General features: G+C 47.4%; 8 protein-coding genes and 4 pseudogenes. 5 read left to right on the top strand and 7 right to left on the bottom strand.

Features of this window, described 5'->3' with window-relative positions; genetic code table 11:
- Positions 1-17 precede the first annotated feature (17 nt).
- The 3 genes and pseudogenes from AACS80_RS03900 to AACS80_RS03890 all read right to left on the bottom strand — a co-directional run bounded on the left by AACS80_RS03900 (position 18) and on the right by AACS80_RS03890 (position 2413).
- Positions 18-878, bottom strand: coding sequence for an SdiA-regulated domain-containing protein (locus tag AACS80_RS03900; RefSeq protein ID WP_135410901.1), 861 nt, complete (start codon positions 876-878; stop codon positions 18-20).
- Positions 879-938: 60 nt separating this feature from the next.
- Positions 939-1098: pseudogene (locus AACS80_RS03895) on the bottom strand (2-hydroxyacyl-CoA dehydratase); the annotation flags it as partial.
- Positions 1099-1132: 34 nt separating this feature from the next.
- Positions 1133-2413, bottom strand: coding sequence for a DUF445 domain-containing protein (locus AACS80_RS03890; protein WP_138183660.1), 1281 nt, complete (start codon positions 2411-2413; stop codon positions 1133-1135).
- Positions 2414-2597: 184 nt separating this feature from the next.
- Between AACS80_RS03890 and AACS80_RS03885 the strand changes: the two are divergent.
- A pseudogene (locus AACS80_RS03885) lies at positions 2598-3053 on the top strand (Rpn family recombination-promoting nuclease/putative transposase); the annotation flags it as partial.
- Between the two features lie 125 nt (positions 3054-3178).
- Positions 3179-3679: pseudogene (locus tag AACS80_RS03880) on the top strand (Rpn family recombination-promoting nuclease/putative transposase); the annotation flags it as partial.
- Between the two features lie 241 nt (positions 3680-3920).
- Here AACS80_RS03880 and AACS80_RS03875 read toward each other — a convergent pair.
- Positions 3921-5333 (bottom strand): aminotransferase-like domain-containing protein, encoded by a 1413-nt coding sequence (locus AACS80_RS03875; protein WP_131161299.1) that lies wholly within the window; start codon positions 5331-5333, stop codon positions 3921-3923.
- Positions 5334-5509: 176 nt separating this feature from the next.
- On the opposite strand from AACS80_RS03875, the gene AACS80_RS23915 reads away from it, so the two are divergent.
- From AACS80_RS23915 to AACS80_RS03860, 3 genes and pseudogenes are all read left to right on the top strand, one after another.
- Positions 5510-5674, top strand: coding sequence for a DUF1127 domain-containing protein (locus AACS80_RS23915; RefSeq protein ID WP_105287040.1), 165 nt, complete (start codon positions 5510-5512; stop codon positions 5672-5674).
- Between the two features lie 96 nt (positions 5675-5770).
- Positions 5771-6424 (top strand): annotated as a pseudogene (locus AACS80_RS03865) (DUF262 domain-containing protein); the annotation flags it as partial.
- A 276-nt stretch (positions 6425-6700) separates the two neighbouring features.
- Positions 6701-7864: a GmrSD restriction endonuclease domain-containing protein gene (locus AACS80_RS03860; RefSeq protein WP_240730915.1), complete on the top strand. Its 1164-nt coding sequence runs from the start codon at positions 6701-6703 to the stop codon at positions 7862-7864.
- A gap of 46 nt (positions 7865-7910) precedes the next feature.
- Here the strand turns inward: AACS80_RS03860 and symE are convergent, their stop codons facing one another.
- The 3 genes from symE to AACS80_RS03845 all read right to left on the bottom strand — a co-directional run bounded on the left by symE (position 7911) and on the right by AACS80_RS03845 (position 11666).
- Positions 7911-8252, bottom strand: coding sequence for an endoribonuclease SymE (symE, locus tag AACS80_RS03855; RefSeq protein ID WP_135410903.1), 342 nt, complete (start codon positions 8250-8252; stop codon positions 7911-7913).
- A gap of 220 nt (positions 8253-8472) precedes the next feature.
- Positions 8473-10197: a restriction endonuclease subunit S gene (locus tag AACS80_RS03850; RefSeq protein ID WP_138183658.1), complete on the bottom strand. Its 1725-nt coding sequence runs from the start codon at positions 10195-10197 to the stop codon at positions 8473-8475.
- Entirely contained in the window at positions 10197-11666 is a 1470-nt protein-coding gene (locus AACS80_RS03845; RefSeq protein ID WP_135410904.1) for a type I restriction-modification system subunit M, read from the bottom strand. The genes AACS80_RS03850 and AACS80_RS03845 overlap by 1 nt, the downstream gene beginning before the upstream one ends.
- Positions 11667-11715: the final 49 nt, after the last annotated feature.

Genomic DNA, 11715 nt, shown 5'->3' with positions numbered 1-11715 from the left:
TGAAACATGCCAGCCTGTTAATGCGATGATTTAGGGGTAAAGCGATAAAAATGATTTGGTTCGCTAACGATATAAATATTACCAGAGGCATCCATCGCAACTCCTTCGGCCTGTTTGATGTTATGCGACAAACCTCGACTGCCTTTGGTTAGTGACATTTCACCGATAACCTCGCCAGCCAGCGTTACTTCCTGGAGTGCGCGTGATTCATGAGACAGCACCAGAAGCGTATTTTTTTGTTGGTTAAATTCTGCGCCGGACACATCATCTAAAGTAAATTGCCGTTGTAGTGCCTTGTCTTTGCTGATGTGCAATTCATTGCTACTTAACAGCCCGCTCACTTTGTAGACCTCGATCGGATTTTTCTCTTTAAAAAACCAGAAAGTTTGATCGGCAGGAGAATAGGCCAGCCCTTCAAAACCACAATTGGTCGGGGTTTCCTGCAGCGGGATTTTTATTTTTTTGAGGATTTTTACTTCCGAGTTGGCATCAAGTGAAATCACATAAATGGCATAATCGCGCTCATCGCTAATGACAAACTTATTATCGCCAATGTATTCGATCGTCTCGAGATCCTTAACAAAATCCAGAGGAATAGTGCGGATCAAATCGCCATTGGTGGTCATTTCAACAATGGCGGCAGGTTTGTTGATAGTGCTAAACAGGGTATTGCTCTGTGCCGACCAGGTCAGCGAGGAGATATTATTCGTTACGCCTGCAATTTCTTTGCCGTCAATGGTGGCGTGGTAATTCTGAAATGATGCTGCATGATTGCTTTTACGGGCGCAAGATTGCACGAAGAAAGTACACACTGCCACAATGGCAAAAAGAATCACAATTACGGAGATGCGTTTACTTAATGAAATACTTTTTGTCACGGTAATCCCTTTAAGGCAAATCAATAAGATATCGGGAAGTATACGTAGCGATCTTAATAAATCCTTAACGCCGTTCGGCTGTTGCATTACATGAACAGGTTTAAACGCCGCCATGTATTCGCGCATTTTCTTTTTGCTGTCGCAGATAGCTTCACTGACCACCAGATCAGAAAAATAGAAGTAGGGGCATTATTGGTTTGCTGAAACTGTAGCTGCTTTTCTCAGTTCGCCCCTGGCATAATTTTTATCGCTTCCTAAAAATTGCTGAAGGGTAGCAAGGCCGGGATCTGCGACAACAAATACAATATCAGCCCAATACAACCGCCGACCAGCGTGCCGTTAACGCGGATAAACTGGAGATCTTTGCCGATATTTAACTCGATTTGCCGGGACATATCGCGCGCATCCCAACTTTTTACCGTATCGCTAATGTGGCGAGTCAGGAATGCTGAAAACTCTGGCGCGACGCGGTGCGCGGCCTGTTCCAGATGACCATTTAACGAGGCGCGCAGGGCATCATCGGCAATTAACGTCTCGCCAAACCACTGTCCTGCACGAGCAATACGTTCTTTCACGCGAGAATCGTCACTGTTGATATCCGCTTTCAGCCATTCCCGTAAATCCCCCCACAATTCACCAAGATAGCGGTTAAATGCTTCATCTTCTTTCAGATAACTTTTCACGGCATCGGCCCGTGCCGCCATTTCCGGATCGTTTTTCAATTTATCGATCAGCGCGAAGGTAGCGCGATCAAACGCATGGCGGATCTGATGTGCGCGATCGCGGCTGATATCATCAAGCAAAGAATTCACGGCGTCAGAAACCAACTCCGCGCTATGTTCGCCCAGCCATTCAGTGGGCAAAATTTTGGCTTTCAGCGGATGCTCGCTCTCCAGCCAGCGGACGATCTGCTGGGCGATAAACTTGCGCGATTTGTCTCGTTGCAGCAGGGCGATCAGTTGTGCGATTAACGTATCGAGCAGCACCTGATGACGATCGTTTTTGGTCATGCTCTCCAGCATTAGTGCACTGGTGCCGGAAAGATCCACTTTATCGATCGCCTTATGCACCGCACGCTTAAGCAGACGTTGAATACGCGCATCATCGGTCAGTTCGAGAAAACCACTCATGATCTGCAACAGATGCTGACCGACGCGGCTGGCGTTCTCCGGCTGGCTGAACCAGTTACCAATTAACAACGCCGGTTCGTGACGTCGAATCAATGCCACCAGGGACTGAGTATCGAGAAATTTTTCCTGCACGAACTGGCCGAGATTTTCGCCAATCCGGTCTTTATTACGCGGAATAATCGCCGTATGGCGAGAAATAATCGGAATCGGCACGCGGCGAAACAGCGCCACCACCGCAAACCAGTCCGCCAGCGCGCCGACCATCGCCGCTTCGGCAATCGCCTTCACGCCGCTCACCCAAAAGTTGGGCGGCAAAAACAGCGTAACGATAAAAGTCGCGGCAGCAACGAGCAGCAAAGAGAGCGCCAACATTTTGGCGCGTCGGAGTTCAATGATTTTATTCATATCGTAAGAATAGAGCCTGACGGTAAGAAAACGCAAAAAGCGAGATATCTTCCATAAAAATGTATCGCTTGCAGGAGAACAAAAATAGCCTGGAAAGTGCCTCGGGGAATGGGAAATTGCCGGGTGAGAATGGTTTTATTAGTCGCTAAAGTCGGGTCATCTTATCAACAGGTGATGGATCGCCATGACAAACTTCACGACCAGCACGCCGCATGATGCATTATTTAAAACCTTTCTCACGCACCCTGACACTGCGCGGGATTTTATGGAGATCCATTTACCAAAAGGCTTACGTGAACTATGCGATCTCGACACCTTAAAACTGGAATCTGCCAGCTTTGTCGATGAAAAATTGCGGGCGCTACACTCCGATATTCTGTGGTCGGTAAAGACCCGCGAAGGCGATGGCTATATTTATGTGGTGATTGAGCATCAGAGTCGCGAGGATATCCATATGGCGTTTCGCCTGATGCGATATTCCATGGCGGTGATGCAGCGCCATATAGAGCATGATAAACGCCGGCCGCTACCGCTGGTTATCCCGATGCTGTTTTATCACGGTAGCCGTAGTCCTTACCCCTGGTCTTTGTGCTGGTTGGACGAATTTGCCGACCCGACTACCGCACGGAAGCTTTATACTCTAAATAATTCAAGTTGCAGGAAGGCGACAAGTGAGTGAATCCCCAGGAGCTTACAAAAGTAAGTGACTGGGGTGAATGAACGCAGTCGCAGCACATGCAACTTGAAGTATGACGAGTATATAACGCCGCGTTCCCGCTGGTGGATATCACTGTCGTGCCAGACGACGAGATTGTGCAGCATCGCAGAGTCGCCCTGTTGGAGTTGATCCAAAAGCATATTCGCCAGCGCGATCTAATGGGGCTTATTGATCAACTGGCAGTATTACTGGTTACAGGGTGCGCTAATGACAGCCAGATAACCGCGCTGTTAAATTACATTTTACTGGCTGGCGATGAAGCGAGTTTTAAAGAGTTTATCAGCGAACTAACCCGTCGAATGCCACAACACAGGGAGCGAATAATGACGATTGCAGAGCGAATTCATAATGATGGATGGCTGTTGGGAAGGGAGAGGGGGAGGAAAGAAGGGAAAGAAGAAGGGGAACAGAGCCTCCTCCGATTGTTGTTGCAGAATGGGGCGGATCCTGAATGGATACAAAAGATTACTGGACTTTCGGCAGAGCAAATGCAGGCATTAGATCAGCCCTTGCCTGAAAGCAAGCGCGATCCATGGATCGAATACTAATCAGAGGCTGATGACAAACGCAAAGCTGCCTGATGTGCTACGCTTATCAGACCTACATTATCTCTGCAATCTATTGAATTTTCGCGGTTTGTAGGCCGGATAAAGCGTTCACGCCGCATCCGGCATGAACAAAGCGCGCTTGGCCTAAGCCATGCTGGAACGTGGCGATGGCCCAGCAGAGATAAAACGAGTTACAGGTGATTCGTGAGAGTAAATCAGGTGTTTCGCCACTATTTCGAAATTATTCCATTGCCCGATACACGGCCTCGCCAATTTGCTTCAGTGCTTCGCGATAGGTTTCGCTGAGCGGCAAAGCGCAGTTGATGCGCAGACAATTACGGTATTTGCCGGAAGCCGAGAAAATCGAGCCTGCCGCCACCTGGATTTTCATGCGATACAGCTGCCGCGCGACGCAGACCATATCGACCTGTTCAGGCAATTCTATCCACAGTAAAAATCCGCCTTTCGGGCGCGTAATACAGATTTCGCAGGGAAAATATTCCCGTATCCAGCAGGTATAAAGCGCCATATTGCGCTGATAGTTCTGCCGCATACGCCGGATATGGCGATGATAGTGACCTTCCAGTACAAACGTTGCTGCCGCCATTTGCGTGGACGGTACGTTAAAGCTGCTGGTGGCGTATTTCATATGTAGCAGTTTATCGTGATAACGTCCCGGCGCGACCCAGCCCACGCGCAGGCCGGGCGCAATGCTTTTACTGAACGAGCTGCACAGCAGCACTCGCCCGTCGATATCCCATGAGTGAATGGTCCGCGGGCGCGGATACTCCGTTGCCAGCTCGCCGTAGACATCATCTTCAAAAATCACAATATCATGACGCTGAGCGAGAGAGAGAACGGCCCGTTTGCGCGCGTCCGGCATAATAAATCCCAGCGGATTATTACAGTTTGGCACAAGAATGATACCTTTAATCGGCCACTGTTCCAGCGCCAGTTCCAGCGCTTCAACGCTGATGCCAGTTTCTGGATCGGTCGGGATTTCAATCACGTTCACGCCAATGCCACGCAGCATCTGCATCGAACCGTAATAACAGGGCGATTCGACCGCGACGATATCGCCTGGTTTACACACTGCCATTAGCGCCAGCGCCATCGAGTTATGGCAGCCGCTGGTGATGACAATGTCATCAGCGGTGACCACCGAGCCGCTGTCGAGCATCAGTCGGGCAATCTGCTCGCGCAATACCCGCTGACCGGTTAATGAATCATAGCTGAGAACGGTTTGTAGATTATGCTGCACCACCCGACTTAGCTCCCGCCAGAGCGGTTTCAGGCTGGGCGCTTCGACATCCGGCGTGCTTTTACTGAACGGAACAATAGAACTGTCGCTATGCGCTTTCAACATATCCAGCACCTGATCCCACTGGGTAATTTCCACCGGGCGCTGCACCGGACGTGTCATTGGCGGCACTGGCGGCTGGGCTTTATGTTGCGTGACAAAATAACCCGAACGTGGTTGCGGAGTGATGAGCTTCATCGTCTCCAGCGTCTGATACGCCTGCTGCACGGTGCTGATGCTGACGCCGTGCTCCTGACTTAAGCTGCGCACCGACGGCAATTTCTCCCCGTGACGATACAGCCCTTGCTCAATCCGCCCGGCAAGCAGAGTCGCCAGATGTTGGTAACGCGTCATGCTGTATTCCTTCTTTGGACCATACAGAGAGAAAAACCGGTACAGATGAGGCTAAAAAACCGGATGCAGATGCTGTTTTAACCTGTCTGTATGTTAAATAAAAGTAATATTTGCATCTGTATTGTGAGCTGCCAGAAGGCGGATGATGAAGCCTCTGAAAGATGAGGAGGCAGCAGATGGAATTTCACGAAAACAAAGCTAAAGCGCCGTTTATCGGACTTGTGCAACTCTGGCAGGCGGTGAGGAGTTGGTGGCTGAAAAAGCAGACCCGGCGCGTGTTACAGCAGATGAGTGATGAGCGGTTGAGGGATATTGGGCTACGCAGGGAGGATGTGGAGTGAGAGTGCTGTTCGTCGCGGATAAACAGGATTTCTCTATAACCTCCACAAGGAAGTGGTTATTATTGCGAAATCATCGCTTCACGGAAAGACGTCAGAATGAAAGCTACAGAAGCTCGCCTACTCGATTTTTTAAAACGTTCGCAGCAGTTTGTTATTCCCATTTATCAACGGACTTATTCATGGACCGGGCAACAATGTCGGCAACTTTGGGACGACATCATTCGTGCAGGAAAGCGTGACGATATATCAGCGCATTTTATCGGTTCGGTTGTTTATATAGAGCAGGGATTGTATCAGGTTTCTGGTATTTCTCCGTTGCTGGTCATTGATGGTCAGCAGCGGCTGACGACCGCAATGTTGCTGATTGAGGCTTTATCGCGCCATCTTGGCGAAGACGAAGTTTTTGATGGCTTTTCGGCAATGAAATTGCGTAATTATTATTTGCTCAATCCTTATGAGTCCGGCGAGAAAGGTTTTAAATTACTGCTGACCGAGACTGATAAAGACAGTTTACTGGCGTTAATAAAACAAAGGCCAATGCCAGAAAACTATTCCCATCGAATAATGGAAAACTTTACTTTCTTTGATGAACAAATTGCCAAACTCGGTGATGACTTGATCCCCTTATGTCGTGGGTTAGCAAAGTTATTAATTGTCGATGTGGCGCTTAATCGTGGTCAGGATAATCCGCAACTGATTTTTGAAAGTATGAACTCCACCGGTAAGGCGTTAGGTCAGGCCGATCTGGTGCGCAATTTTATTCTGATGGGCCTCGAACCAGAGCATCAAACCCGGTTGTATGAAGATCACTGGCGTCCAATGGAAGTCGCTTTTGGTCAGCAAGGTTACAGCGAATATTTTGACAGTTTTATGCGTCATTATCTGACGGTAAAAACGGGGGAGATCCCGCGGACAGATGAAGTCTATGAGGCATTTAAACTCCATGCCCGTAGCCAGAGTGTTGCTGAAAAAGGCGTAGATCGGCTGGTTGAAGATATTCACATCTACGCGGAGTATTACTGTGCAATGGCATTGGGAAAAGAAAGTGACAAATCGCTTGCTACGGCTTTTCAGGATTTGCGCGAGTTAAAGGTTGATGTGGCGTATCCTTTCTTACTGGCGCTTTATCATGACTATAAAAATGGCGTTTTGTCTCACGAAGATTTCCTGAGCATAATTCGTTTAATTGAATCTTATGTTTTCCGCCGTGCAGTATGTGCAATTCCGACAAATTCTTTGAACAAGACATTTGCCACTTTTTATAAAGTTATTAATAAAGAAAATTATCTGGAAAGTATTCAGGTACATTTTCTGAATCTACCTTCATATCGTCGTTTCCCCAACGATGATGAATTTAAACGGGAATTAAAAGTTCGCGATCTCTATAACTTCCGTAGTCGCAGCTACTGGTTACGACGACTGGAAAACGATAAACGCAGAGAGCGCGTGGAAGAGTTTACGATTGAGCACATTATGCCGCAGAACGAAAATTTGTCGGCTAAATGGCGTGAAGAGCTGGGAAGTGACTGGCAGCGTGTGCATAAAGAACTGCTGCATACGTTGGGGAATCTCACATTAACGCGCTATAACTCCCGCTACAGTGACAGACCTTTCGCGGAAAAACGCGATATTGAAGATGGCTTTAAACATAGCCCGCTCTATTTGAATATCGGTCTTGGACAGTGCGAAAAATGGGATGAAGCTGCCATTCACGCCCGAGCCGATCGTCTGGCGGAGCTTGCGGTTCAGGTCTGGCAAGCGCCTTCTCTTCCTGAAGAGGTTTTAGCTGTTTATCGGGGGCAACCGGAGAACAAAACAAGTTACAGCCTGAGTGATTATCCTTTTCTTGCTGATGGTTCGCATAGCCGGGTGTTATTCGATCATCTTCGCGATGAAGTTATGCGCCTGGACGCAGGGATCACGCAGGAAGTATTGAAGCTATATATTGCGTTTAAAGCTGAAACAAATTTTGTTGATGTTGTGCCGCAAAAAAGCCGACTGCGATTGTCGCTTAATATGCAGTTTCATGAACTGGTCGATCCGAAAGGTATTGCCAAAGATGTGACAAATGTTGGGCGATGGGGCAATGGCGATGTGGAAATTGGTTTCAGTGACCTCGCACAACTTCCTTACATTATGGGGTTAATTCGTCAGGCATTTGAAAAACAGATGGAGAGCGCGTTGGTATAACGCGGCGAATAATACCCGGTAGCACTGGCGCTACCGGGTCAATGTATCAGGCGACTTTCCGTTTACCGGTAATTACCCCAATAAAATCCTGCACCTGCTTTTGTTTACGCGCCGACAGCTTGCACACTTGGCGCAGCGACTGCATCAGTTCGCTCTCTTCGGCGGCGGGTGGTTGGGCGGTGAGGACAATACAGCCTTCCATTACTTTGACATCTACCGCCGTGCCGGTGGCAAAACCGGCGGCTTCCAGCCACTGACCTTTCAGGGTGATGGCGGGAATACGGCTGTAATCCGGGTAGCGGCTCGCATAACTCACGGTTAATTGACGGTTATTTGCCGGGGAGACTTCTGCTTCGAACGGTTGTGCAATAGAATGCGTGTCAGTCATAACTGCTATTCCCTATAAATAGTGATTGTGATGAGCGGTGCGGGTGTGTTGGCGCACATCCGCACCGCGCTAAATACCTGGATATATCATCAGTAAATATGGGGAAAGTCCAGCTAAAAATTAATGAAAATAAGATGAAAATTAGCGTAAAATATAATTTTTGGTGATGTGAATAAAGCGGCTATTTAGCCGCTTTATTGGTTTTATGAGGGCGAGAAAATTAGTTTATCGCCGCGTCAGTGAGTGCATCTGCAAGGTGCAGTTGGGTTTGTTGGGCGGATTTAATGTAATTAATTAATTTATCACAATATACATGCATTCTTTCTACCTGATCAACTATACGAGCTTGCTCCTCAAAAGGAGGAATCATAAGTGTAAACATAGATATTGTTTTAAGAACAAGGTTTTTGTTACCAACCCCTTGTGTTCCCTCTTCTGATTGTTTTTTTACAAAAGGAGATGAGATTAATAATTTCAAATAATTAGGGTTTATCAGATGATTCGGGAATTTGATAAGGGCAACACTTACGAATATACTGAACTCCTTATCTGTGTCGATGATTACTGGAATTCCCGTGGTGCCAATTTTAGTAAGTAATAAATCCCCACGCTGAGGATGGCATCTTTTAATTAATTCTTTATGTTGTTCATGTGATATGAATTTTGTCTCATTAAAATTGATATTCCCGGAGCTAATATCTTTTACTGAAATGAAAGGAATACCTGCTTGAGTATAGGTAGGTGTGTGATGGGCTCCATCAGTTATTAAATACACTAAATCAATTAATCGCGCCCATTCCCAAGTTGAAGGTAAAGCTGGGTAAGTATTTTTATTACAAATTGCTGATATCAATTTCTGTTTTTTAATTTTCCCTTCTTTCACCAGTTGAGCTTTTTCCTGCGCAATTCGTTTGAGCAGTTCAGAGGCTGGTTCGTCATTCGGATCCTGCGGCACAAGTTTACCCATTACAGCCAGTTGCAGAATGGTCTGTTTTAACGCATCCACGCTAGCTTCGGTAGTAAAAAGTGTGTCGAAATGCTCGCTAATACGCGCCCAGTTTTCAGCCAGTTCCTCGGCGTTTTGGCTGTCTGTAAGCGTTCCCAACAGGGTTTCAACCAGTTGCTGATGTGCATCCAGACTGGTCAGGGATTGCTGTTCCAGTTGGTCACAGAGAACTGTAAGTTCTCTGATTTTTCTGACAATTTGTTGTTGTTCATTTATAGGCGGTAAAGCGATTATCTGTTGTTCCATTTTTTCTTTAGTCATATGGAGCATTGCAATACCGTTACCTTGCGATTTTATTTTATCTGTAATGGATAAAAGAAAATCATATATAAAATATTTGTTTGAGTACTCTTCTGCAAATAAATTTAATTTCCATATATGGTAGTGATAAATTACTTTTTCTCCTGTCCAAATGAATGGCCCAAAAGATGCGGACCAAGCGTATATTAAATCACCATTATTTATATATTTGTTTTCGTCTAATTGGAGGTCAGAGTAATACCACTCATTTGATGTGAATAGATTACCAACACGCAGCAAAGGAGTGCCTGTTTGAAGCATTTCATGTTTTTTATATGCTCGACCGTTAATAACCTCCATGAGATCTGCAACCCGCACCCACTCCCATCCCTCCGGCAATTCAAACGGCTTCTCTTCCTCACTAATTTTCGGCAGTGGTTTTTGCTTTTTAATTTTGCCTTGCTTCACCAGTTCTGCTTTCTCTGCCGCAATACGCTTCAACAGCTCCGACGCTGGTTCGTCATTCGGATCCTGCGGCACCAGTTTACCGCGCACCGCCAGTTCCAGAATCAGCTCACGCAATTTCTTAATGCCATACAAATCAATTTTACCGGAACTGCCGCGCCCGGCGGTGGAACGGGTTTGCAACGCCGAGGTCCAGGTTTCCATATGATCAACGATCAGCTTTTCCACACTCATCAGTTAATCTCCTTGCCAGACAGCGCAGCGCCAAGAATATCGCGCAGTTGATTACGCAGCGTCTGGATCCCCGCCTGCTGTTTTGCATACTGCGCTAACAGTTCGTCCGGGTCATGGCTGACGGTTTCCGCCTGATGTGGGTTTTTAATATCCAGATTGAAGTTACGCGCAATCACGTCATCAATGCTGACTTTCCACGCCTGCTCATTCTCGACGCGGCTGGCAAAACCATCGGCCTCGTTCCCCCACCAGTCGATTTCCGCCTGAAACTCTTCAAACTTCATCGGCTTGGTTTTACTGTAATTTTTCACGCCCGCCGGATACGGATGCTCATAGAACCAAATCTCTTTGGTTGGCTGACCTTTGGTAAAGAACAACAGGTTGGTTTTAATGCCGGTATAAGGGTTAAACACACCATTCGGTAAACGCACGATGGTATGCAGGTTGCACTCTTCGGTAAGCAGCTTTTTGATTTTGGTTTTAACGCCTTCACCAAATAGCGTGCCATCCGGCAATACCACCGCCGCGCGACCGTTTTTCGCCAGTACTTCCACAATCAGTTGCAGGAACAGGTCCGCCGTTTCGCGGGTTTGCATCTCTGCCGGAAAGTTCTTCTCAATACCGTCTTCTTCCGTGCCACCAAACGGCGGGTTGGTAACAATGACATCCAGTTGCTCATCCCAGGAGGAAAGCGGCTTGTTCAGGGTGTTGTCGTGACGAATTTGTACCGGTACTTCAATGCCGTGCAGCAGCATATTGGTGGTCGCCAGCAGGTGCGGAAGCTGTTTTTTCTCAACACCGTGGATCTGTTGTTGCAGCGTCTGATGATCGGCGACGCTCTTCACGTATTTGTTCTTTACATGATCGAACGCGCAGGCAAGAAAACCGCCCGTACCGCAGGCCGGGTCCATAATGGATTCGCCGAGTTTCGGATCAACGCGATCCACCATAAAGCGAGTGACGGCGCGTGGAGTATAGAATTCGCCCGCATTGCCCGCAGATTGCAGATCTTTAAGGATCTGTTCGTAAATATCACCAAACAGATGGCGTTCGCTGGCGCTGGTAAAGTCAATTTCGTTCAGCTTGTTGATCACCTGACGCAGTAGTGTACCGTTTTTCATATAGTTATAGGCATCGCTGAACGCCTGCTTCACCACGTAGCCGCGTGGGTTTTTATCGATAGGCGCAGTGAGGTTTTTCAACGCAGGGAACAGATCATCATTAACGAATTCCAGCAGGGAATCACCGGTAATGCCCTGAGCGTTTGCGGCCCAACTGCGCCACAAATAACGCTGTGGGATCGGATATTGATAGTTATCCTGCTCCAGTTCCAGCGCCTCTTCCTGGGCATCGAAGATTTTCAAAAACAGCAGCCAGGAGAGCTGACCGAGACGCTGCGCATCGCCGTCCACACCGGCATCTTTGCGCATAATATCTTGTAATGATTTGATTACTGAACTGATAGACATGTTGTATTCCATGAAAAACAAGGCCCTCTGCAACATGTTGGTTGCAGAA

It is taken from the genome of Escherichia sp. E4385, from assembly GCF_963883145.1.
Classification (GTDB): Bacteria; Pseudomonadota; Gammaproteobacteria; order Enterobacterales; family Enterobacteriaceae; genus Escherichia.
Note: the sequence above shows the minus strand (reverse complement) of the source record. Positions and strands in the feature narration are given on the sequence as shown.

Bases quoted from the DNA above. Each gene is read 5' to 3' on its own strand.
- AACS80_RS23915 (WP_105287040.1), top strand. From the start codon at position 5,510: ATGGAATTTCACGAAAACAAAGCTAAAGCGCCGTTTATCGGACTTGTG.
- AACS80_RS03850 (WP_138183658.1), bottom strand. From the start codon at position 10,197: ATGAGTGTGGAAAAGCTGATCGTTGATCATATGGAAACCTGGACCTCG.
- AACS80_RS03890 (WP_138183660.1), bottom strand. From the start codon at position 2,413: ATGAATAAAATCATTGAACTCCGACGCGCCAAAATGTTGGCGCTCTCT.
- AACS80_RS03860 (WP_240730915.1), top strand. From the start codon at position 6,701: ATGGCATTGGGAAAAGAAAGTGACAAATCGCTTGCTACGGCTTTTCAG.
- AACS80_RS03875 (WP_131161299.1), bottom strand. From the start codon at position 5,333: ATGACGCGTTACCAACATCTGGCGACTCTGCTTGCCGGGCGGATTGAG.
- AACS80_RS03845 (WP_135410904.1), bottom strand. From the start codon at position 11,666: ATGTCTATCAGTTCAGTAATCAAATCATTACAAGATATTATGCGCAAA.
- symE (WP_135410903.1), bottom strand. From the start codon at position 8,252: ATGACTGACACGCATTCTATTGCACAACCGTTCGAAGCAGAAGTCTCC.